Source organism: Levilactobacillus lanxiensis (assembly GCF_016861655.1).
Taxonomy (GTDB): Bacteria; Bacillota; Bacilli; order Lactobacillales; family Lactobacillaceae; genus Levilactobacillus; species Levilactobacillus lanxiensis.
In genome coordinates, this window is sequence record NZ_BOLN01000007.1 from 83,064 (window position 1) to 109,149 (window position 26,086).

Annotated in this window: 13 protein-coding genes; 12 read left to right on the top strand and 1 reads right to left on the bottom strand. The window is 49.5% G+C overall.

Annotation, left to right across the window (positions count from 1 at the left end; translation table 11 throughout):
* Positions 1-140 precede the first annotated feature (140 nt).
* Positions 141-791: a DsbA family protein gene (locus tag JUF22_RS09515; protein WP_203645987.1), complete on the bottom strand. Its 651-nt coding sequence runs from the start codon at positions 789-791 to the stop codon at positions 141-143.
* A gap of 358 nt (positions 792-1,149) precedes the next feature.
* Between JUF22_RS09515 and yjbM the strand changes: the two genes are divergently transcribed.
* From yjbM to JUF22_RS09575, 12 genes are all read left to right on the top strand, one after another.
* Entirely contained in the window at positions 1,150-1,806 is a 657-nt protein-coding gene (gene yjbM / locus JUF22_RS09520; protein ID WP_125763147.1) for a GTP diphosphokinase, read from the top strand.
* Positions 1,807-1,808: 2 nt separating this feature from the next.
* Entirely contained in the window at positions 1,809-2,612 is an 804-nt protein-coding gene (locus JUF22_RS09525; RefSeq protein ID WP_203645989.1) for an NAD kinase, read from the top strand.
* On the top strand, positions 2,609-3,508 hold the full coding sequence (locus JUF22_RS09530; RefSeq protein ID WP_203645991.1) for an RluA family pseudouridine synthase: 900 nt from the start codon (positions 2,609-2,611) through the stop codon (positions 3,506-3,508). The genes JUF22_RS09525 and JUF22_RS09530 overlap by 4 nt, the downstream gene beginning before the upstream one ends.
* Before the next feature lie 858 nt (positions 3,509-4,366).
* Positions 4,367-15,073, top strand: coding sequence for a KxYKxGKxW signal peptide domain-containing protein (locus JUF22_RS09535; RefSeq protein ID WP_308439806.1), 10,707 nt, complete (start codon positions 4,367-4,369; stop codon positions 15,071-15,073).
* A gap of 519 nt (positions 15,074-15,592) precedes the next feature.
* Complete coding sequence (locus JUF22_RS09540) at positions 15,593-17,233, top strand: glycosyl transferase family 1 (protein ID WP_203645993.1); 1,641 nt, start codon at positions 15,593-15,595, stop codon at positions 17,231-17,233.
* A 15-nt stretch (positions 17,234-17,248) separates the two neighbouring features.
* Positions 17,249-17,455, top strand: a complete 207-nt coding sequence (locus JUF22_RS09545) for a hypothetical protein (protein WP_236000756.1) — start codon at positions 17,249-17,251, stop codon at positions 17,453-17,455.
* Between the two features lie 31 nt (positions 17,456-17,486).
* A complete protein-coding gene (locus JUF22_RS09550) occupies positions 17,487-18,959 on the top strand; it encodes a Mur ligase family protein (protein ID WP_203645995.1) in 1,473 nt (490 codons plus the stop codon).
* A gap of 53 nt (positions 18,960-19,012) precedes the next feature.
* Complete coding sequence (locus JUF22_RS09555) at positions 19,013-20,809, top strand: hypothetical protein (protein WP_203645997.1); 1,797 nt, start codon at positions 19,013-19,015, stop codon at positions 20,807-20,809.
* A gap of 156 nt (positions 20,810-20,965) precedes the next feature.
* Positions 20,966-22,483, top strand: coding sequence for an accessory Sec system glycosyltransferase Asp1 (asp1, locus tag JUF22_RS09560; protein WP_203645999.1), 1,518 nt, complete (start codon positions 20,966-20,968; stop codon positions 22,481-22,483).
* Positions 22,484-22,495: 12 nt separating this feature from the next.
* The gene (locus tag JUF22_RS09565; protein WP_203646001.1) at positions 22,496-24,028 is read left to right on the top strand and encodes a glycosyltransferase family 4 protein; all 1,533 of its coding nucleotides are present in this window, start codon (positions 22,496-22,498) and stop codon (positions 24,026-24,028) included.
* A 20-nt stretch (positions 24,029-24,048) separates the two neighbouring features.
* Positions 24,049-24,444 (top strand): HAD family hydrolase, encoded by a 396-nt coding sequence (locus JUF22_RS09570; RefSeq protein WP_125763131.1) that lies wholly within the window; start codon positions 24,049-24,051, stop codon positions 24,442-24,444.
* A complete protein-coding gene (locus tag JUF22_RS09575; protein WP_203646003.1) occupies positions 24,441-26,084 on the top strand; it encodes an aminoglycoside phosphotransferase family protein in 1,644 nt (547 codons plus the stop codon). Before JUF22_RS09570 ends, JUF22_RS09575 begins: the two co-directional genes overlap by 4 nt.
* Positions 26,085-26,086 lie beyond the last annotated feature (2 nt).

The window sequence follows — 26,086 nt, forward strand, 5'->3', positions numbered from 1 at the left end:
GTTGGAGACACCCCGGACCAGTCAAAATTTAGATGGCCTGCCCACAACGTGCTGACCGAGATTACCCGCACGAAAAAACTGGCCCCGTAAAATCACGCAGATTTTACGAAGCCAGTTTTTAAGTTGAACAAGCTACGAAACTACAACACACGTAGGTTGGGTTGATTGTTCCCCAGCATTAATGAAGTCGCCTGTTCATTAGTTTGATAATTAGGTTCAGCCATTAACATTTCTTTCGTGGCAACGCCTTGGCTTTCACAGACGTCGCAGAGGGCATCATAAGTCACGTCGTTTAAGAGCAACCCACAGTCGGAAACATCACAGTTAAAAATCACAGCGGATGAGGATTGTTCGATCTTCATTTCAGCCGCTAACTTTTGATCCGTCTTGAAGGCTTGTTTCGCCAGATCAGATTGACAGTCTTCCGTGAACATGTCGAGGTCCAGGTGGCACTTCTTGGCCATTTCTAAAGTCAGTTCTTCCGTAAAACTTTGGTGCTGACTGACAACGGCATCCTGCATGTTGAGCAGGAATTTGCGCCCCTTACGCTTTCCTTGAAAAAGGGCGGCCTTATAAGCCAAAATTGCTTGGTAGGTGACGTTGAAGCGCGCGTTTCTCTCAGCGAGCGTTGGCCGCGAAGAGAGGGATTGCGCGATGATCTGTTGGTTAAGCAACGGAACAAACTGGAACGACACCTTGCTATTAAGATGATCGGCCAACCGCATGATATTTCGTTCAGAACGCATACAACGCGCACCGAGCGGGTTGACGAACAAATAGACTTCTAACACATTGCTTCCTCCTATACCTGTCCTAGTTGGCAATCAGCAAGGGTCGCCAAACAAAAAGTAACAATACCACTACATTACCAAAATTTCAAAAAATAGCAATTGGAACGTTTGTTTGAGGTGAAGACCGTTCGTTTAAAACGCAACCCTATCATGCAACATTTTTGCGCGGACGTAAAGCTAAACGCCTCGTAAAAGGGAGGCGGTCCTTTCGTCAAACGATAAGTGAAATGTTTAACAAATTAATGAGGTAATTACTCTCAGTTGCTGAAGAAATATGGTAAAATCGAGAGATGAGTCATGTTTTACCCGAGAGAAAATCACCGGGTAGACGTGGAATTAAGGTTGGGGGATAGTCATTATGGTAACGAACTGGGATCAATTTTTATTGCCCTATCAACAGGCCGTGAGTGAGCTCAAGGTGAAGCTCCGCGGTATCCGCAAGCAATTTGAAAATAAAAATGAGCGGCCGCCGATTGAGTTCGTGACGGGTCGGGTCAAGCCAGTCCCCAGCATCAAGGAAAAGATGTCCCGGCGCCACGTGGCCGAGGAACGGCTGGAACAGGATATGCAAGACATTGCGGGCTTGCGGATCATGTGTCAGTTCGTGGAAGACATTTACCAAGTCGTCGACCTGTTACGGCGGCGGACCGACCTGACGATTCTAGAGGAACGGGATTACATCCATAATGAGAAGCCGAGTGGTTATCGGTCTTACCATATTGTGGTGGAATATCCAGTTCAGCTGGTTTCCGGTGAGAAGAAGATTCTGGCCGAGATTCAGGTGCGGACGCTGGCCATGAACTTTTGGGCCACCATCGAGCATTCATTAAATTACAAATACCAGGGCGCCTTTCCTGAGGAACTCAGCGACCGCCTGCAACGGGCAGCCGAGGCCGCCTTTAAGTTGGACACGGAAATGTCCGAGATTCGTGAAGAAATTCAAGAGGCCCAGCAATATACGCCGAAGCATGAGAGCGATGTGGATGGAACGCCTCACCAGAATAAGGAAGATTAGTTATGAAGGTTTCCATTTTTAGTAATAACGGCCCGTCCTCACAGAAGGTGGCGACGGCGCTGCACCGTGGCTTAGAGGCTGCGGGGGTGACCATCGATAGTCTGAACCCAGATATCGTGGTCACGGTCGGCGGGGATGGCACGCTGCTGTCCGCGTTCCACCATTACAATGACCGACTCGACAAGGTCCGCTTTGTCGGGATTCATACCGGCCACCTGGGCTTTTACACCGACTGGCGGGACTTCGAGGTCCAGGAGCTGGTCGACAGTTTGGCCGACGACAACGGCCAAAGCGTGAGCTATCCACTATTGTCGATTCAGGTCGACTACGCGGATGGCACGCACTCGGATCAGGCACTGGCCTTAAACGAATCCACCATTAAAAAGGTCTCTGGGACCATGGTCGCGGACGTGTACATCAAGGACGAACTCTTCGAAAGTTTTCGGGGGGATGGCCTGTGCATTTCGACGCCGACCGGTTCCACGGCCTACAACAAGTCGGTGGGCGGGGCAGTGCTCAACCCGCGGTTCAACGCGATTCAAATGGCAGAGATTGCGTCCATTAACAATTTAGTCTTCCGGACATTGGGGTCCCCCCTGATTATCCCAGCGGACGAATGGATTCGCATCGAACCCACGGACCCGACCGACAACGTCTTAATGTGTGATCAGCTTGGCATCGAAGGCCGGCCTATCAAGGCCATCTCGTACCGCATTGCGCGGCAACGCATCGCCTTCGCTGAGTATCGCCATACCCATTTCTGGCAACGGGTCGAGGCTTCCTTCATCGGAAGGGAGAACGCATGATCAATTTTAAATGGACAGTGACCGGTGAGAGCCCGGTCCACGTACGCACGGTGCTGATGGCCCACGGGGTCACCCGCACCTTTTTGAAACGCGTGAAATTTCACGGCGGCATCATCACGCTGGATGGGGTCGAGGTCCGGGTGATTGCGATGGCTCAGCCGGGGCAAACGGTGGGGCTACAGCTGCCACCGGAGCAGGCCAACGACCACGTGGCAACCTCGTTTAAGCCGCTGGACATCCTCTATGAGGACCCGCACTTCTTGGTCGTCAATAAGCCGGCTGAGATGGCCTCTGTGCCGTCGCACCTGTATCCAGATGATACGTTAGCTAATCGGGTCAAAGGGCACCTGACGGCGATTCACGCGCCCAGCACGGTCACCCATATTGTGACGCGCTTGGATCGGGAGACTAGTGGGGCGGTGCTGTTTGCCAAGCATCACTTTGCCCATTCCATCCTGGATAAGCAGCTGAAGGATCACGCACTGGACAAACGCTACATTGCGCTGGCAACTGGCCGAATCTCCGTGGATCACCAGCTGATCGACGAACCAATTGGGCGGGCGGCGGACTCCTTTATCAAACGAACCGTTCGGCCAGATGGGCGCGCGGCCCAGACAGAGTTCTGGGTCCGGGGTCGGTCTCGTTCGGCCACCTTACTAGCCCTCAAGCTCCATACCGGGCGGACCCATCAAATTCGGGTCCATTGCCAGTCAATTGGGCACCCGCTAGTGGGAGATTGGTTGTACGGCAAACAAACCAACCCCTGGATTCACCGCCAAGCCCTGCACTGCGCACGTTTGCGCTTCTATCAGCCGTTCCTAGGCAAGTGGATCACCTGCTACGCACCATTGCCAGATGACATGGCAGCGGTTATCACTAACGAGCTTGTAAACTGAATAATCTAGATAAAAGGTCCCGTCAACGCAGTCTGTTGGCGGGATTTTTGTGTCGATAAATATCCAATTGTTGGTGGTTTATACGGGGATGACTAGCCGAAATTTGACAAGTTGGCAATGAAAACGGTTTCTGAAAGCTGATGACCTGAGGCGATATCGGCCGAGTCAAAATATAAATGGATTAATAGACGGATGAATAAAATAGTTAAAATTGCGAAGAATATTAATGTTACACATTTAGAAATGTGTGTGCACAGTAAACTGATTTACGTGAAAAGTTAAGGATTTCTAAACTAAATGCTTGATTTTTGAGCGTAAAAATGGCCAATAACCATTTGCGCATAAATCGTCGTATGGACAATATTTTCATCAAAATATAATTTTTCGAAACTATGAATATGTTTTTACGAATTTAGAACAGTTAATGGTATAACCCCTGTATTTATCGCACGATAGAAAGGTAACAATTAATTAACACTTCATAAACCCTAATTTAACGCGATTTATAAACTGAACTAATCAGGAAAAAGGCTGATTATTGGCTTAATAATTCTAACTTTGCAGATAAAATGACGGCAAAAAGTTTGATGTGATAGTTTTAACAATTAACATAGTTTTAGCGAAATCTTAGAAATATTATCAATAAATTTATCTTTAAAACAGTGCGTAGAGTAAATCTATGCTAGAATAGCAATTGTCAGGGGATGGTTTATAGGGGAGACCCTTTATTAGGGAAATGTGTATAGACCATTCAATGTAAGCTAATTAATTTATGGGAAACTCAATCACTAGGAGTAGCGATTGTCACTCATCTATCACAAAGACAACTTTTAAGGAGGACGATTAAAAGTGAAATTCATGCGGAATAAAGCTTTTAACGGCGACCCTAAATTACGGTACAAGATGTACAAGGTAGGGAAGACCTGGGTCTTCGCTGCATTGGCATCCTTTTCGTTATTAGGTGCAGGAACGATGTCAGCTAGTGCGGATGCAACGAGCACGGATGACGCAACCAATAGTAGTAAAGTCGCCACATCAGCTGCCAGCTCAACGAGTTCGGGAGCAGATCAGCAGGAACAGAAGAGTGCATCAACAGCCAGTAGTGCAGGTGCGAGCAGCGAGACTAGCGCTGCCAGCTCAGCAGCCTCAAGCGAATCATCTAAAGCGGTAGTTGAATCTGCATCGGTTTCCGACGCCAGCAGTTCAGCCGCTTCATCTTCAAGCAACACTAGTAGTGCCACCACGGCAACCGCCACTAGCGCGGTCACGACTAGTGCAGCAACGTCAACGACGGACGCTGCAAGTGTTGCTTCTAGTGCCGCTGCCAACGTTAAGACGGACGTCACACTGAGTACCAACGTGACCAAGACAGTTGCGAAGGTTGCGACGACTAAGAAGGCCGTTGTCACGCCCGTAGCTGAAAACGATACCGTGACGGTGGGGACATCTGATGAGACTAAGGTCACCACGGATGCTGACAACGATGCGAGTGCCGCCGCCAGTGCAGCCGCTGCTGCCAAGGCCAGTGCCACGACCGCTAGTAGTTATGCAGCGCTGGTGCCAACGAGTGACGTGAATAACGCCTACACGGCAACCAGTAGCTACGCAGCAAAGACGGACACGGCTTCTGAGTTAACGCATTACTACAGCAGTTTAGCTTCTGGTTACAAACAAGCGGTTGCTGATGGCATGGGCGATTCAGACAGCTTAATGAACAATTATGTATCCGCTTTGACCGCAGCCAAATCGGCCGCAAGTAACGCAACGTCATACGCCAACCTGGCTTCTAGTACCGCGGCAATTGCCAAATCAGCCGCTGCTGTTGGTTTGAAAGACATGGTTAGCAGCGCTAATTTGCCAACGTTCTCAGCCGCTGCTGCAGCTAGCGAAGCAGCCATTGCTGCCGCCGCTGCCGCAAGTAGCGCCTACAACGCCACGCAATACGATACCAGTAACGCGGCGGCAGTTGCGGCCTACGCAACGGCTAACAGTGCCGCTTCAGACGCAGCCAACGCTTCATCCTTAGCAACATCCTTAGCTGGCGACGCCCAAGCCCAATACAGTGTAGCCAACAGCGCTGCCCTGAGTGGGGACTACGAAGCAGCTAGTGCCGCGCTGATCTCAGCCAATGGGATTTCTAGTCAAGCACTAGATGCTTACAATGCGGCCAGCACGGCGAACTCAACTGCCCAATCCGCTGCCCTGACGGCAACGTCTCTGGCAGTTAGTGATTCAGCAGTGAAGGCATCTTCAAGCGCAGTTTTGGCCGCTGGTTACGCCAGCACAGCCAACTCGTTTGCGTCAGAAGCTAGTGGCTACAAAGGGGACCAATCCAAGCAATACGCGGAAAGCGCTGCGTCATTTGCAGCAGCAGTTACCTCTTCCGCTAACCTGGCCAGCTCAGCCGCTTCAACGGCTGCCGCTGCAACTAGTGCCGCCGACGCTGCTTCATTAGCTCGGGTGGCTAGTTCGGCTGCTTCCGACGCTGCTTTGAACTTGGAAGGTGCTTCTAGTGCCGCTTCCTTGGCCGCAGCTTATGAAACGGACGCCCAAGGCATTGATGAAAATGAAGAAGAAGATACGAGTGCCATTGGTGGAACGACCAACACACTGACGAGTTCATCGACAGCAGTGAGCGTGGGCCAGAGCGTTACGCTGACTAACGCCATGACATTGGGCTCATATGCCTTCCCACTTCAAATTGGATCATCATCCTACAAAATTTCTTCAGCTACTTATACTTGGTATGAATCTACCGATGGTAAGAACTGGACGGTTGCTTCAACTAGTTCGTCCACGGCGACCTCACAGAAATTTACACCAACTTATACTTCAGCGGGGACGTACTACTACTACTTGAAGGTTAGTGGGACAAAAAAGGCAACTTACCTCACTATAAATACGCACTCGTCTACCTTCTCAACGTCGTCCAACGTTATCACGGTTGTCGTTTCTGACGTCAATGGTAATTACACGGATCAAGCTTCGAGTGCCGCCGCTGCTGCAGATGCGACCGCAGCGTTAGCTTCCTCAATGGCTAGTTCAGCCAATGCGGCTTACGACCTGTTGGCCAGCACGACGGATCTTGTTTCCGACGTTACGGTTCAAGATTACGCTAGAAGTGCGGCTAACTACACGAAGAACACGGCTAGTTACGCGACGTTAGCTGTGAAGGCCGCTACTGCAGCCAACAGCGCTAGCAGCTTGGCAGCCTCTTATGAAGCAGAAAATAATTACTCCGCTGCCCAATCCGCAGCACTTGATGCGATTGCTGCACAAGCAGATGCCGATTCATACGGCGTCTTGACGACTTCCGCCGCTGCGGATGCAACGAGATTAGTGGCAGATACCTACACGGCTGCTCAAAAGCAAGAAGCCGCTGCTAATTACTTGGCTTCCAGTTATGCTGCCGCTGCCGCTGGTGCAGCCAGTCAGGCACTTGATCAAGCCAACATTGCCAACTCTAATGCTGCTGATGCGGCCAACGCATTTGCTTCAGCACCGCTGTATCAAGATGCAGCCTCTGCAGCTAATGCGGCTGCAATCGCTGCCAATACGGATGCGGCAAGCAACGCGTCAATGGCTGCCGTTAAAGCAACGGAAGCGGCTTCCCATGCGGCAGCCGGTAGCTTAGCCGATGCCTCAACCGCCGCAGCTAACGCCAAAACGTATCTCAAATGGGCGACCGAAGCCGCTAGTTCTGGTGCTTCCGCAGCTGCTGAAGCAACCAAGATCATTGTGGATGGCCAATCTTCAGCAGTTAGTGTTAATGCAGCTTCAACGGCTGTCATTGATGCTGCCGCTGCTACCAGTGCACAAGCAGCAGGATCCATCGCTGCTTCCTTAGCCGCTACGATGACACAAAATACCAGTCTGGGTGGTTCTTACACGGCTGCCGCTGCTGCGTACGCACAGGACGCACAGTACGCCGCCGCTGCTGCCGATGCAGCCACCAACGACGCCAACAGTTACATGGCAGCGGCCTCATCCGCAGTTGCTGCAGGTAGTTTCGCCGCAGCCAGTGAATACTCCACTGCCGCTGATGCAGAATTGGTTTCTGCCAGCCAGTTAGCCTCTGAAGCCACAGTAGCCGCCGCTGCTGCGACTGAAGCTGCTAGTTACGCGGTGCTTTACTCCAATAACCTGGGTAAGTATAAAGGAAAACCATCAGGGGATGCCTTTGTTCTGTTAGGAATGGTTGTCTCTGGCGGGTTTACACAACAGCCGACTGCCGTTACCTCAACCACTTCTGGCAAGACGATTAGCTTAACTTCGACTGCCAAAACAGGTCTGGGTGCCATTAACATCAGTCACTCAACGACTTGGTATACGCAGATCAATGGTAAGTGGGTAACGCTTAAAGGGTCATCAGGTAGTATCAACGATGCTAGTGGAAAAGAAATTGCCACTTATACGATCAAAGATAACACGCCGTGGTACGCTGGGCTAGCAACCGCTTCCAGCACGCTGACGGTGACAACGAGCGAAGACTTTACTGGTTCGTTGCTGTTCCAATCAGGTGCTGGTTTCTTAGGAACCAATACGGTGACTGGGGACTTTTACAGTAACTTAGCCCAGGTCGACGTTTACGACAGTGAAATTGCTGCCACGGGTATCACCATTGCCGGGGATGATTACATCCTGAATGGCTCAGATACGCAAACTGAAGGGGTCTTCACGGCAACGACCAATCCTGGCAACGCCACTGGGGACATCACTTGGACTAGTAGCGACGAATCCATTGCCACAGTCAGTGCTGATGGGACGGTAACGCCAACGTCCGCAGCCTCCGCTGGGAAAATTACGATTACAGCGACAATCACCAATGCTGATGGGACTTCATTCTCAGCCAGCAAAGATGTGACCATCGGTAATGGTTTAGCTGATCATGCGGTTAACGCCGGCGACGATTTGACCTGGTCACCAGAAATGGATACGACAAGTGATGGTACAAAGGTTTCATACCAGTGGTACTACTCCGCAACGGCCGGTAGCCAAGGCCAGAAGCTAACTGGTCAAACCAGTGAAACTCTGAACTTGACGGGTGCGACGGCTGGTAACCAAGGGTACTACACACTGGTTGTGACCAGTGGTAGCACGACCATGTCTCTGGGTCAGGCTTACCTGACAGTTAACACGACGCAAACTGATGCGGCTTCATCATCAGCAAGCTTAGCCGCTGATGCCGCAAACGAAGCTGGTCAATACGCAAGTGTGGCTAACTCCTACGCAGATCTGTCTACGGATTACGCGGTGAAGGGGTCAACGGCTTCTAGCTACGCTGCTGAAGCTGCAACGGCCGCCTCGACAGCAACTTCTGCTGCAGCCGAAGCTTCATCAGCCGCAGCCGCTGCTTCAACGGCCCACGCCAATGCTTCATCAGCTGAAGCAGCTAGTGATAACGCTGCAGCATCAAGTTATGCAGCTGAAGCTTCGTCAGCCGCCGCTGCCGCTCAGACTGCTAAGGATCACGCTTCTAGCGCCGCTTCTGACGCACAGTCATATGCAAACATGGCTATTGCTGCAGATACGGATTCAGATAGTGACTCCGATTCCGACAGTGATTCTGATAGCGACAGCGATTCAGATTCCGACAGCGATTCAGACTCTGACAGCGATTCAGACTCCGACAGCGACAGCGATTCTGACAGCGACAGCGATTCTGACAGCGACAGCGATTCTGACAGCGACAACGATTCAGACTCCGATAGTGACTCTGATTCCGATAGCGACTCAGACTCCGACAGTGACTCTGACAGCGACAGCGATTCAGACTCCGACAGTGACTCAGACTCCGACAGTGACTCAGACTCCGACAGTGATTCTGATTCCGATAGTGACTCAGATAGCGACAGTGATTCTGACAGCGACAGTGACTCGGATAGCGACAGCGACTCGGACTCCGACAGTGATTCAGACTCCGACAGTGATTCTGACAGCGACAGTGACTCCGATTCCGACAGTGATTCCGATAGCGACAGCGACTCCGATAGCGACAGTGACTCCGACAGCGACTCCGACAGCGACAGTGATTCTGACAGCGACGGTGATTCTGACAGCGACAGCGACTCAGACAGCGACAGTGACTCAGACAGCGACAGTGACTCCGACAGCGACTCCGACTCCGACTCCGACAGCGATAGTGATTCGGATTCCGACAGTGACTCAGACTCCGACAGCGATTCTGACAGCGACAGTGACTCAGACAGCGACAGTGATTCCGACTCCGACAGTGATTCAGATAGCGACAGCGACTCCGATTCCGATAGTGATTCGGATTCCGACAGTGATTCAGACAGCGACAGTGACTCCGACTCCGACAGCGATTCTGATTCCGATAGCGACTCCGACTCAGACAGCGACAGTGATTCCGACTCCGACAGCGACTCAGATAGCGACAGTGACTCAGACAGCGACAGCGACTCCGATTCCGATAGCGACTCAGACTCCGATAGTGATTCTGACTCTGACAGCGACTCAGACTCCGATAGCGATTCTGACAGCGACAGTGACTCCGATTCCGATAGTGACTCAGACAGCGACAGCGATTCGGATTCCGACAGTGATTCTGATTCCGACAGCGACTCCGATTCCGACAGTGACTCCGATTCCGACAGTGATTCAGATAGCGACAGCGATTCCGACTCCGACAGTGATTCCGATAGCGACAGCGATTCCGACTCCGACAGTGATTCAGATAGCGACAGCGATTCCGACTCCGACAGTGACTCAGATAGCGACAGTGATTCAGATTCCGATAGTGATTCGGATTCCGACAGTGATTCAGACAGCGACAGTGACTCCGACTCCGACAGCGATTCTGATTCCGATAGCGACTCCGACTCAGACAGCGACAGTGATTCTGATTCCGATAGCGATTCGGATTCCGACAGCGACTCCGACTCAGACAGTGACTCCGACTCCGACAGTGATTCCGACTCCGACAGCGATTCTGATAGCGACAGTGACTCCGATTCTGACAGCGACTCAGATTCCGACAGTGACTCCGACTCCGACAGCGATTCAGACTCTGATTCCGATTCTGACAGCGACTCAGATTCCGACAGTGACTCAGACTCCGACAGCGATTCAGACTCTGATTCCGATTCTGACAGCGACTCAGATTCCGACAGTGACTCCGACTCCGACAGCGATTCAGACTCTGATTCCGATTCCGACAGTGACTCCGACTCCGACAGCGATTCCGACTCCGACAGTGACTCAGATAGCGACAGTGATTCAGATTCCGATAGTGACTCTGACAGCGACAGTGACTCTGACAGCGACAGTGACTCTGATTCCGACAGTGATTCGGACTCCGATAGCGATTCCGACTCCGACAGTGATTCTGATTCCGATAGCGATTCGGATTCCGACAGCGACTCCGACTCAGACAGTGACTCCGACTCCGACAGTGATTCAGACTCCGACAGCGATTCTGATAGCGACAGTGACTCCGATTCTGACAGCGACTCAGATTCCGACAGTGACTCAGACTCCGACAGCGATTCAGACTCTGATTCCGATTCCGACAGTGACTCCGACTCCGACAGCGATTCCGATTCCGACAGTGATTCTGATTCCGACAGCGACTCAGATTCCGACAGTGATTCCGATAGCGACAGCGACTCAGACTCCGACAGTGATTCGGATTCCGACAGTGATTCAGATAGCGACAGCGATTCCGACTCCGACAGTGATTCAGATAGCGACAGTGATTCAGATTCCGATAGTGACTCTGACAGCGACAGTGACTCTGACAGCGACAGTGATTCGGACTCCGATAGCGATTCAGACTCCGACAGCGACTCAGATTCCGACAGCGACTCCGACTCAGACAGTGATTCAGATTCCGACAGCGATTCAGACTCTGATTCCGATAGTGATTCAGATTCCGACAGTGACTCTGACAGCGACAGCGATTCCGATTCCGATAGCGACTCAGATTCCGACAGTGATTCTGACAGTGACAGTGATTCTGATTCCGACAGCGACTCAGATAGCGACAGTGACTCAGATAGCGACAGTGATTCGGACTCCGACAGTGATTCCGATTCCGACAGTGACTCAGACTCCGATAGTGATTCCGATAGCGACAGTGACTCCGATTCCGATAGTGATTCGGACTCCGACAGCGATTCAGACTCCGACAGTGACTCTGATTCCGACAGTGATTCCGACAGCGACTCCGACTCCGACAGTGACTCAGATAGCGACAGTGATTCCGATTCCGACAGCGACTCAGACTCCGACAGTGACTCTGATTCCGACAGTGATTCCGACTCCGATAGTGACTCAGACTCCGACAGCGACTCCGATTCCGACAGTGATTCCGATTCCGACAGTGACTCAGACTCCGACAGCGACTCAGATTCCGACAGTGACTCAGATAGCGACAGCGACTCAGATTCCGATAGCGATTCTGACAGCGACAGTGATTCCGATTCCGACAGCGACTCTGATTCCGACAGCGACTCTGATTCCGACAGTGATTCTGACAGCGACAGTGATTCCGACTCCGATAGTGATTCGGATTCCGACAGTGACTCAGATTCCGACAGTGATTCAGATAGCGACAGCGATTCCGACTCCGACAGCGACAGTGATTCCGACTCCGACAGTGACTCAGATAGCGACAGCGATTCCGACTCCGACAGTGACTCAGATAGCGACAGCGATTCAGACTCCGACAGTGATTCAGATAGCGACAGTGATTCAGACTCCGATAGTGACTCAGATTCCGACAGTGACTCAGATAGCGACAGCGACTCAGATTCCGATAGTGACTCTGACAGCGATTCCGACAGCGATTCCGATTCCGACAGCGACTCCGACTCCGACAGCGATTCCGACAGCGACAGCGATTCCGATTCCGACAGCGACTCAGATTCCGACAGTGACTCCGACTCCGACAGTGACTCAGATAGCGACAGCGACAGCGACTCCGATAGTGATTCAGACTCCGACAGTGACTCCGATAGCGACAGTGACTCAGACTCCGATAGCGATTCAGATTCCGACAGTGACTCTGACAGCGACTCCGATTCCGATAGCGATTCTGACAGCGACAGTGATTCCGATTCCGATAGTGACTCAGACTCCGACAGCGACTCAGATTCCGACAGTGATTCAGATAGCGACAGTGATTCAGACTCCGACAGCGACTCAGATTCCGACAGCGATTCTGACAGCGACAGTGATTCCGACTCCGACAGCGACTCAGATAGCGACAGCGATTCCGATTCCGACGCCGACAGTGACTCAGACTCTGACAGTGATTCTGACTCCGACAGTGATTCCGATAGCGACAGCGACTCAGATAGCGACAGTGATTCTGACTCCGACAGTGATTCCGATAGCGACAGCGACTCAGATAGCGACAGTGATTCCGACTCCGATAGTGACTCAGATTCCGACAGCGATTCTGACAGCGACAGTGACTCAGATAGCGACAGTGATTCCGATTCCGACAGTGACTCAGACTCCGACAGCGACTCTGATTCCGATAGTGATTCCGACTCCGACAGCGACTCAGATAGCGACAGTGATTCAGATTCCGACAGTGACTCAGATAGCGACAGCGACTCAGATTCTGACAGTGATTCCGATAGCGACAGCGACTCAGATAGCGACAGTGACTCTGACAGCGACAGTGATTCCGACTCCGACAGTGACTCAGATAGCGACAGCGACTCAGATTCCGACTCAGACTCCGACAGTGATTCTGACAGCGACAGTGACTCAGACTCCGATAGTGATTCAGATAGCGACAGCGATTCAGATAGCGATAGTGATTCCGACTCCGACAGTGACTCTGATTCCGACAGTGACTCCGACTCCGACAGTGACTCCGACTCCGACAGTGACTCTGACAGCGACAGTGATTCAGATTCCGACAGCGATTCCGACTCCGACAGTGACTCAGATAGCGACAGTGATTCAGATTCCGACAGCGATTCCGACTCCGACAGTGACTCAGATAGCGACAGTGATTCAGATTCCGACAGCGATTCCGACTCCGACAGTGACTCAGATAGCGACAGTGATTCAGATTCCGACAGCGATTCCGACTCCGACAGTGACTCAGATAGCGACAGTGATTCAGATTCCGACAGCGATTCCGACTCCGACAGTGACTCAGATAGCGACAGTGATTCAGATTCCGACAGCGATTCTGATTCCGACAGTGACTCAGATAGCGACAGTGATTCAGACAGCGACAGTGACTCAGACTCCGACAGCGATTCCGATTCCGACAGTGATTCCGATAGCGACAGCGATTCTGATTCCGACAGTGACTCAGATAGCGACAGCGACTCAGATTCTGACAGTGATTCTGATTCCGACAGCGATTCCGACTCCGATAGTGACTCAGATAGCGACAGCGATTCCGACTCCGACAGCGACTCAGATAGCGACAGTGACTCCGACTCCGACAGCGATTCTGACAGCGACTCAGATTCTGACAGTGATTCCGATTCCGACAGTGACTCCGACTCCGACAGTGATTCTGATTCCGACAGTGACTCCGACAGCGACTCAGACTCCGACAGTGACTCAGATAGCGACAGCGATTCCGACTCCGACAGCGATTCTGACAGCGACAGTGACTCAGATAGCGACAGCGATTCTGACTCTGACAGTGATTCCGATAGCGACAGCGACTCAGATTCCGACAGCGATTCAGATAGCGATAGTGATTCAGACTCCGACAGTGACTCTGATTCCGACAGTGACTCAGACTCTGACAGTGATTCCGATAGCGACAGCGATTCAGACTCCGACAGTGATTCTGACAGCGACAGTGACTCAGATTCCGACAGTGACTCAGATAGCGACAGCGATTCCGATTCCGACAGTGATTCTGACAGCGACAGTGATTCAGACTCCGACAGTGACTCAGATAGCGACAGTGACTCAGGTTCTGGCGGTGGTGATGGATCCAACAACGGTGGCGACTCCGACTCCGATAGCGGTTCCGATTCTGACAGCGACTCTGACAGTGATAGCGACTCTGATTCTGAACAAACTGGAAACGAGGGCGACTCTGGAAATGGTTCAGGTTCCGGTAGCGGCTCAGGTTCCGGAAGTGGATCAGGCTCAGGCTCAGGTAGCGGTTCTGGCACTGGAACGGGTTCAGGTTCTGGTAGTGGTGCTGGCGCAACTGGCACAACGACTAACACTGGTTCAGGCACGACGCCAGTTGCAGCAACGACCTTGAACTACGGTGGTGCTGCGAACACGGCTGCTGGCACTGCACCAATGGTTGATCTGACTGCTAGTTCACCAGCTACGGTAGCTGACACAGCAGCAAGTCCAGCGGACAACAGCGACAAGTCTGCCAGTGACAAGTCTGCTACTGATAAATCAGCTAGCGACAAGACGAGTGACAAGTCTGGGACCACGAGTGGCAACGCCGCAGACTCAGCGACTGATGGAGATTCCGCAGTTAAATCAGCGGATAGCAACCACACGACTCTCTGGGGAGCAATTGCCGCTGCCATCGCCGCAGTAACTGGTGGCTCATGGTGGTACTTCGGCAAGCGTGGCAAGCACGACAATTAACAAAAAGTAGGGTGACTGATTTAAAAATAAATCTGCCGCACTACTGATCAGCAAAGGCACGCCTAGAAAATTAGGCGTGCCTTTTTGCTGTCTAAGAAAGTTTGAATTCATCAATTAAATGGTCCTCACACAAATTAAAATGTGGATAATTAAGCGCAAATCAAGCCTCACAACAAATGTTGCGGTATAATAAAACTTATCATCGCAGTTTGTTCGTAAAGTGAGCAATCAATGACACTGAAAATACTGTTCGGAAATCAGACAAACACTGATATATCGGCATCTTGTTTACCGCTCTATCAGTTGATTAATAAATGATGATAAGATAATGTAATTTGAATGAAAATTGTAAAAAAACAATAGTGTGTATGGTGAAATTGTGTTAACATGAATTTGTACAGAGAATAAACCAAACAAGCTATAATTCAATGATAATTATCTAACCAGGTAATGGTTATCGCCTTGATTGATTAAACCATTTAGCGATAAAAATAAGTGATGAAGGAGGCTTCCTTACCAATGAAAAAAGCAATGATTAAAAACTTTAAAGAGGCCATGCAAAACTTAGGAAATTTGCAGGATCATGCGACGGGATTAATAACTTTAGCTGTATCGATTTCAGATCAACGACACCGGGCCGATGTTCAGTTTATTCAAGGGACAAGCTTTAACCGTGCTTGGGAAACTATAGAGAGTGTGTTGGCTGGTGTTCCACAGAATTCATGGGTCAGAATTGAAAGCGTTCACTCAATTCAAAAACGTCAACTGGCCTCAATTGAGCAGAATCTTATAGATATGTTCCGAATGAATTATTGGAGAAAGGGAATTAGCTTTGACGCTGATTTTCAAACAGCCTTATTAGAAATGGAAATTAACGGACATGAATTTATTAAGCCAAGTGAGAAACACATTGTTGGAAAAAATCAGTCTGAATCATGGATAGATTTCCCTCATGTAAAAAAGTATCTAGAGCGGCGTAATGGGAGTCTAGCAGTTGATATTGAACGTGCGGACTATGTTTGGACTTTCACCACATCAGGAATTTTTACAGATGGTGATAGAATCTGGCGTCTTAATGATTCTGAGACGGGCGAAAAAGGAATTCGTGAGCTTGCCAATCCTAAGCGTGAATTACATGAATATTTAGGTGCTGGTGAACAATTTTTGGCAAATCAGATTCAGGATGATGGTAAGTTTATCTATGGTTACTATCCAGGACGGCAACGAATTTTGAACAGCTATAACAGTGTCCGTCACTTCTCGTCAGTCTATGCACTGCTTGAAGCCGTGGACTTCACGGAAAATTCAAATGATCAGAACAAGGCTAAGAAAGCTCTTAAATGGGGATTAGATAATTTAACGGTAGCTGAAGGCGAGACACTGTTTGCCATTGAACGACCAAAGAAGGGGACTCCAGAACTTAAACTAGGTGCTCAGGCAATGCTTATCCTGGCTTTATGTAAGTACCAAGAGGTCACACATGATGAGACCTTTTCATCTGAAATGATGAAGGCCTTTAACGGTGTTATTGCGTTTCGTCAGCCATCTGGTCGTTATAATCATGTCTTGAATCCTGACTTGACGGTAAAAGATGAATTCCGAATCATTTACTACGAGGGTGAAATAACTTTTGCTTTAACTCGTCTCTATGAATTAACAAAGGACGACCAGGTATTACAGATGATTAAGCAATCACTAGATTTCATGGTGAATAACGATTATGGCAAGTACCACGATCATTGGATTGCGTACGCCGTAAATGAAGCTTTACAGATTTTTCCGAAAAATCGTGCGTACATGCAACTAGGCTTAACGAATGTATTCAGTCATTTGGACTTTATTGAAAAACGAGATACTGCATATCCAACACTGTTAGAGTTGATGAATGCCGCGGTTAAAATGACTGATATTATCAAGAATACGAGTAATGATGACTTGTTAGAGCCGTATGATTTGATTCGATTACGGCAGGTTTGGAAGCAACGTGCGGAGCATGAACTTGTTACGGGTGGTTTTGAACCAGAACTAGCCATGTATTTTTACGCACCATATAAGTTTGTGGGTGGATTTTTTGCCCGACACGACCATTTCCGAACACGGATTGATGATTGTGAACACTTCCTGTCTGGGCTAATTAATTATTATAACTACACCTACTAACAAGGAGGCCTTCAAATGGTGACTATTGCTGCTGCGGTGTTTGCATCCAAAAAAGTTCAACTATTTTTACGGATGTCAATCTATGTCGTTGTTGGAATTGTCGTTTTAGTTGTTCGACGAATAAACAGAAAAAAAACTCGAAAACGCCTTGATGAACGAACGAAACATATGATGAAAAATACGAAAACGGATGAGAATGGAAAATATCCTTGGGAAAAATAGAGTAACCGATACTGAGGGGGCAGTTTAGACGATGAAATTAGATCAAAATGATTTTCGATTGCTAAAGGGAAGACTTTATGGAAAGAATGCCAATGTGGCTGTAGATTATTTTGGACATAAGCCAGGGAGCTTTGCGAAATATGAAGGAACACAAGGCGGATATATTAACCTCTCTGACGAACGGCGAGATTACCTACACATGGGACATCTTGCTAAAAGTTTTCAGCCTATCGAATGGCTCAAAACCCATCAGAATGAAATCAGCCTCTTGGTAATCGAAAAGCCAATCCCAGAGTTAGCTGATAGTATTTCCCAGTTTATTGTGAACAATACTTGGGAGTTTTATAAAGAAGTTGCTGCGTATGTTCGTGCCATGTATCAAGGACAGGTCATAGCGATTACGGGGTCTGTTGGGAAATCCACGACGCGACTAATGATTAAGAAGTTGCTTGACGATACCCACGCAAAGGTTCTGAGTAATTTTCGAAATGACAACACACGGCAAACAGTTCCGCAATTGCTGACGAGTCTACTTGAAGCTCCAGATGTGTTAGTTGCAGAGATTTCAATCAATGCTTTGAATGGTCGTGATCATGGGCCTATCTCGCCTATGCTGAAGTCTAATGTGGCTGTCATCACGCAAATTGGTGGTGCTCATTTGGAGGAATTGCAAAATCAAGAAGATCCCACGATGTTTTTAGCCGAGCGGAAGACTCGTATTTTTAGAGGCATGTCTGCGGATGGAGCGGCCATTATTAACCGAGATATGGAACCACGTATTTATCGCTATGTCCGTCGACGAGCTTTAGAAAAGGTTCAGCGAATTTATACTTTTAGCTTTCACGATGAACAAGCGGACGCCTATGTATTATCGACGGAAAACTTTCGGGATTATACAGAACTGACGCTTAATATTTTGGATGAAACTGTGCAGGTCAACCTTTCTATGCCGGGTACAGGTGTCATTATGGATCTGTTGGCAAGTGCACTTGCTGTAAAAAGTTTAAACCGAGAGTTACCAGAGAGTCTGGCACAGTCATTTGCAGATTTCCAAGCCTTGAATAGTGAGTTGAAATTTCAGCGGGTGACGACGCCAAATGGAACGGTTACAGTTGTTGATGATACTCATGGGTCAACGCTACATTCAGTTAATAATGTTATTTCTGTTTTCAAGGAGCGGGGCGCGTTCTACGCAGGTGACAAGGTCCTCGTTATGGAGACAGGGGAGGACTTGGGTGAGCAAGCTTCAGAGTATAATATGAAGTTTAAAGACGGTATTGTTGCAAGTGGAATTGATACTTTCATTGGCTATCGTGATGAGTATATTCGACCATTGGAACAGGCGCTGACAGATGAAATCAAAACTGACTTTTACCAGGAGCTACCACCTGTGATTTCTAAAATTGAGGCACTCCCAGATGATTCTTTGGTGATTGTTAAGGCATCAGATGGCCGGAAATACGGTTCTGACTTGTGGACCTTACCAACAAAATTTGCCAAGTAAAGGCAGTTCATGAAATAAATCTTGCTTGTAGTGGTTGAGGGGGCAGATGAAGAATGATATCACCAGTTTGGGCCGCAATTTGTGGCACAATTCGTAATGAAGTCGATTTTAGCTTGATGTTAGATTATCTTCTTCGTTGTCGGGCAGAGGGGGAAATTCAAGGAATTGTTTTTTCGACCTGGCAACGTGAACTGGACAATTTTCCGAAGTTTAAGGAACAGTTACAACGTAATGGTATTCAAATAGTTTTGAGTACGCCAGTGGAAGATCTCGTAAAGGATATGAAAAGTGAATCGGTTAATTATTGGCGACAGACCGTTCAACTTCAAGCCGCATTAAACGTGATTCCAGACGATGCGGTTGTCATTAAGACTAGAACGGACCGTGCAATACCGGTGACCCGAAAATTAGTAGCGATGTTAGCTGAAGATGATCCCTTACCTGATGTATCAATTGTGCAGAAAAAATTGGGGTTGCTAGCATTTCCACAAGAGTTTACGCATCAGATTGCTATTTTTCATGCTCGTACGGGTCGGGCCTTTCAGTTTACGGACTTTGCTTTCATGGGATATAGCGTGGATTTAAGAAAATTGTTGAACTTTGATGTGTCAGAGCTTTATTATTCTCGGGGAATGGTTGCTAACATGCAATTCTTTGTCTATCCCTTTATACGAGATTATCCAATCATTAAGGATTACTATAGACGGATTAATTTTCGGTTTTTGATTAATGATAATGCTGCTTACATTAAGGCCGGAGGTACCGATTTCCCCCAATTTTTGGAGAGATTCAACGCCGTTTATTTTGGTATTTTAGCGAGTCATTTTCGAGTAGGTATGATGAATTCTAAAGCAGTTGGGGAAATAACGTTGCCGATAGAATTTACGGACTTTTTCCACACTTCTCACAAACATCAGACGGTCTTCAATGGTTTGGGAACAATTATTAATTCATCAGCGTTTCTGGATGAATTCTTAACACAATCTACTGCGACTGTTAAACCAACGACACAACATGTGTTAGATATCGTTAGGACAGCAACGACGAAAACCTTTGAACGAGCGACTAATCAAGAGTTACAAGAATTACATCAGTATGCCAATGAGAATCGGGCTTTTTCGAACCGACATTGGCTTCGACGCTTGCCTTTTATCAGCTCATCACAGGAGAAGACGTATAAGAGTCCAATTAAGTACCGGTTTCCAGGAATTTCGGCGTCAGAACAAGCTGATCTCTGGCGTACTTGTCAGGATACCGATTGGATTGGGGTTGTGATTTTTGACTTTTGGTTGAAGCATGATATAGCGCCCAAAGATTCGGCCGTTTATCTAATGGGGTCAGCAAGAGATGGTGATCCGTTTAGTCTCTTGATTCTCACTAGAATGCTACGGCGGGGCGAGATACTCGATGAAAGCACCGCAAAGGAAGCATTGAAGCTAGCACAATTTAATGGTCGAATGATTGCGCACCATGACACGGGGAACATTCAAGCAGTTTGCTATATCTTGAACTACTACCTTTACATGAAGGCGAATGGCATGGCAGTTTCAAAAGGCATGAATTTTCAGGTGGATTATGTATTTAAGCGATACATGAAGACTGAAAAAGCCCAGCTATTTCGGAAGACCATGGATAGTCATGATACTAAAGAACTTCATAATCTCTTTGATGCAGAAATTATGCGACTGAAAAGAGCGGGAAATAAGGTCATTCAACGTCGTTTGACTGAAATGGCGTTAGAAATTACGCATGACAAAGCCTATTGGCCTCAGCTTGTGCCGCTCATTGAAGAACAGAAGATTCGACAGCTTTATGAATATAGCAATCGAAATGGGTTATTAACCAATTGAGTGAATCAATTCAGGAAAAGCTGATTCGATCGAATAATGCTTATCGATTAGTTGATTGTGGACATTAGTTCCAGGCAGTTTGATTTAGAAGAATAATTAGATATTGACGGCAAGTACCCCTGGGAAGAGTAAGCAAAAACAGATTGGAGTGGAACGATGTTCTATTTTATTAATGAATACCTCTTACAAAAGAATTCAAGCGTGGAGCACACGGCGATGAACCGCGTGAAGCTGTTTAACCATTACAAGCGGCCCGCTAAGATTGTGACCAAGACCTACGACCGGTTGATCCATCAAACCATCAAGACGTTTGACGTGGCCGATAATGAAATCGTTAACATGTTTGATTTCTTCCAGGAAGCCACGGATTTAACTACCGAAAAGGTCTTGCACACGGATGATTTGAACCTGCCACTGGCCTCCGAAGTCATGGTTGGCGCGAACTTCAGTCAGGTGTTGGAAGGCGACACGCCCACCAGCAACGTCGGCTTCATTCCCGGCACCGTTGGCCGGGTCTTCTACCAAGAGTTCTTCGATGGTCAGGGCAACGTGATTGAAACCAACCTCTGGGACTGGCGCGGCTTCAAGTCAGCTACCCAGTACTTCGGGCAGAATGGCAAATTGATCTTGCAACGCTACTACACGCCAACCGGCAAGACGACGTTGGAACAATTCTTTGTGCCCGATACCAACGGGAACCCATTGACCTCCCGGATGATTTTGAAGGATTACCGGGGTCGCGGCGACCTGTTCTTCCAGAACATCGACGACCTCTTCGTCTTCTTCCTGGCCGAACTCAGCAACCAAGACAGCGAGACGACCACCTTTATCAGTGACCGTCCTGGGACCGGGGTACAACCCTTACTGGCGCTCAACGACAGCTCCCACAAGTACGTCTACATTCCCATCAACCACGCCGTTGACCCGAATGATCCGATTCACGGCAAACTGGATGGCTTCCTAGAACCAGCCTTTGAACACTTCAACCACTTCGATGGGTTCATTACCCCAACGGAACAACAGGCCGAGCACCTGCGGCAACGTTATGCCCAGGCCCGGGTCACGGCGATTCCAGCCGTGACGACGGTGCCACTTTCCAAGGAACGCGAGGCAACTGTGGCCCAGATTCAACGGCGGCCACACAACCTGCTCTACGTCGGGCGGATTGCCCCGGACAAGCAGATCGAACAACTATTACGGATGTTTGCGCTGGTTAAGAACCAGATTAAGGATGCGACCTTTGACCTGTACGGCTACGGCGCACCAGAGTTCATGCAACAGATGGCCGGGGTCGTCGCTGAGCTGAAACTCAACGACAGCGTGTCCTTTAAGGATTACGACCCGCGGATGGCGGACCACTACGACCAGTACCAACTGTTGGTCAACATGTCCTATGCCGATGGGGCTCCGATGGCGATGCAAGAAGCCATGGATCACGCGATTCCCGTTATCAGTTATCCGTTCAATTACGGGCCAAGCGCGTTCATCAAGGACGGCGTTAATGGTTGCCTGATTGACCGCGGCAACTCATTGGCTATAGCCGACAAGATTCGGGAACTCTTCACGGACGACACCAAGCTAGCGGACTTGAGCCAAGCAGCCTATGACAGTGCTCATCAGAACTGGACGCAACGGAAAGTTTGGAACCGCTGGCAACGCTTATTACAGGCGTAGGAGGGAGCAGCTATGTATTACTTTTTAAACGACAATATGCAGTACTCAAAATCAGGAATCGAACACGCTGAAATCAATCGGCTCCACCTCTTTGAGAAGAATGGGGTGCCCGCTAAAATCGTGACGCGGGTCTTCTCCATGGAACTCTCCAAGATTATCGACCAAGCGGGGATTGATCCGGCCGGATTTGTGAATCTTTTCCAATACTTCTGTGGCAGCGCAGACGTGCCAACGCAGCGATTCTCTTTGAATGAATTTTCACTGCCAAGTAACACGACGCAGACCCGTAAGGACAACCAGATTCAGGTGTTTGCCCAAGGGAAAATGTTAATGATCATTTACCTGCGGCAGGGGTCCGATGACATCAGTAACATCCAGTACTTCGACGTGAATGGGCGGACGCTCAAGATGGTCTGGTGGGACGTCCGGGGCTTTAAGTGTCTCGAACAGCTCTTTGACTGGGATGGCAAAATTGTTCAGGAACAGTACTATGGGCCGGATGGACTGGTACACATCGAAAAGTGTCACCTGTTGAACCGGGCTGGCAAGGAACATCTCAGCTGGCGCGTCCTGAACTACCGGAACCGTGATTGGGTCTTCAACGGCATGAGCGCCTTGACCCGGTTCTTCTACGATGAGTTGAACGACAACGGCGAGCAGAACGTGTACATCTGTGACCGGACCGTGGAATGTGACTGGGCGCTCTTCAACATGCAGACGCCAGCGTTCCGAGTCCTGCATCTGCACAACGACCACGTGACGGACCCTAGTGACATGCTGCATTCACCCCTGAACAACAATTACCAAAATGCCCTGATGAACTGGGACAAGTGGGACGCCGTGATTTCCTCGACGCCGGAACAATCACAGGACATCGAGGACCGGTTCGGCAAGGCGATTCCGGCCTTTACGATTCCCGTGGGCTTCGTGACGGATGAACAGTTGGCAGAGACCCATCAAGCCTTTGACCAACGCCAGAAGCATCTGGTCGTTCACGTGGCACGGCTGGCCCCCGAAAAGCAACAAAACCATTCGATTCAGGCGTTTGCCCAGGTTCACCAGAAGTTCCCGGATGCACGGTTGGAGCTCTGGGGTTATGCCAACGGTGACATTGGGAAGACCTTCAAGCAGGAGGCGGCGGACCTCGGCTTGACCAACGTGGTGAGCTTCAAGGGCTACACTCACGATATTGCGGCCATTTATGACCGGGCACAGTTAGGGCTACTGCCAAGTCGGGCAGAAGGGTTCTCCTTGATGCTACTGGAAGCCCAGTCACACGGATTGCCGATGGTGGCCAACGACGTGAAGTACGGTCCCAGCGACATCATCGACAACAACGTCAGTGGCCGCTTGACGACCGACGGCGATGTGCAGGGCCTGGCAGACGCCATGCTGGATCTATTAGGCAATCAGGATGAATTGGCGGCTTACAGTGAAGCTGCTTATGAAAATGCCAAGCGTTACTCCGAGGAGGCGGTGTTTAAGCAGTGGCAAGCCTTGTTGACTTACTTTAAGGAAAAGACTCAGGCGCAAGTAACCGTTTAAATTTTTAGGGGGAGATTGTGATGGATAAAACAACGAGTTTAGTGGTTGATATCGATGGCACCTTGTGTGATTTGAAGACTGCGGAACAGACGTATTTAGACGTGACGCCCAAGGCCAGCATGATTGAGAAAATGCGGGAGTATCAAGCAGCTGGCTATCACATCATCTTGTTCACCTCGCGGCAAATGCGGACGTACGCGGGGAACCTCGGCAAGATCAACAAGTACACGGCACCCATGACCCAAGAGTGGCTCGCCAAGTACGACGTGCCTTACGACGAAATCATTTTCGGTAAGCCGTGGGCGGGACGTGGTGGCTACTACATTGACGACCGGGCCTTTCGTCCAAGCGAATTGTTAAAGCATTCACCAGAAGAGCTGGCAGATTTGGTTGAAAAGGAGCGTGACATCCATTGACTAAAACTTTGTTAATGCTTTCCGCAGCTGAAATCGCGGATGATATGCAGACGACGTTCGGGACGATTTATCCAGCCATGATTCCGGTAACGGATGGTCAACGGATCATTGACCGGACCGTGGCCCAGTATCAGGCGGACTATGACTTGTACGTGGCGGTCAGTGCCAGTGATGACTCGGTCGCAGCTTATATTGATCAAAAAAACTTGCCAGTCACGCCCATCAAGGTGGCCAGTGGACTGAACCTGAGTGAAGCCGTGGCTCAAGCCTTTCACAGCTTACAAGATCAAACAACGGTGGACGAACTGACCATCATCTTCGGTGACACGGTGGTCAAGGCCCAAAACCTCTCACGACCGGATACAATCTTTACGCACGCGGTCAGCGATGCCGGACGGTGGACCACGGTGGCCTACGATGACCAGCAACACGTGGTCTTCGCGGACAAGGTGGTTCAGGACTCAACCCAGGCAAACTTTGACGCGGCCGTTGGGGTGTTCAACTTCAGCGCCGGTCAGGAACTGGTTGAGCAGTGGCAGGGCGCCAAGTCCTTCTACGAAAACTTACGGATCTACGATGAACAACGTCCATTAACGGTGGCCGAGACCGACCAGTGGCTGGACTTTGGGCACAGTGATAAGTATGTGGAAGCTAAGCAGGTCGAAGCGCGGTTCTTTAACAAGACCAACATTGACTTTAAACGGGGAATCATTCGCAAGGAAAGTACCGACGTGGATAAGTTCTTGGGCGAGGTCAAGTGGTACCTGAAGTTGCCTAAACGGCTCTCCTACATTGCGCCGCGAATCTTCGACTACTCGTTGAACTACAACGCACCGTTCGTAGAGATGGAATATTTCTCCTACGAAAGCCTGCACAACCTCTTTCTCTATGGGAACTTTGAGCTAGGGTTCTGGCGGGAAATCATCGACGAGCTCTTCTTCCTGCGCTCAGAAATGAATGACTATCAGGTCGAGGTCAACCAGGATGAATACCAGGCGACGGTCAGCGACATGTACCTGGACAAGACGGTCAATCGGCTTCATCGCCTGATTGATGAGGACGATTTCTACGCCACGATTGCGGACAAGCCGCTGGTCATTAACGGCGAGACCTATCCCAGCATCAATGAGCTCATTGCGGCATTGCCAACGGTTCTTGACCAGAGTGGTGTGCTGCAGGGCAATACGTTTGCGGTGATTCATGGCGACTTCTGTATGACCAACATTTTGTACGACAACACCAAGCACGTGATGCGGTTGATCGATCCACGGGGCAAGTTTGGCAAGTTCGACATCTATGGGGATGCCAAGTACGACTACGCCAAGCTGATGCACAGCTTCTCCGGCAAGTACGACTGCATCATCTCGGATATGTTCAACGTGGATGCCGATGAGACCGGGCGGCTGGACTATGGTCTGAACGTTACCGGAAACGAAGAGGCGATTGGGCATTTATTTGAGGAAAAATTACAAGAGCATCTTGGGGATGCCCACGCTTACCAGCAGATTCAGTTGATCGAGTCCTTGCTATTCCTGAGTATGATTCCGTTGCACAAGGATAAGCCGGAACGGCAGAAGGCCATGTTGGCGGTTGGGGTCACCAAGTTTGCCCCATTTATGGCAAAAGTAATGGAGGGATGAAG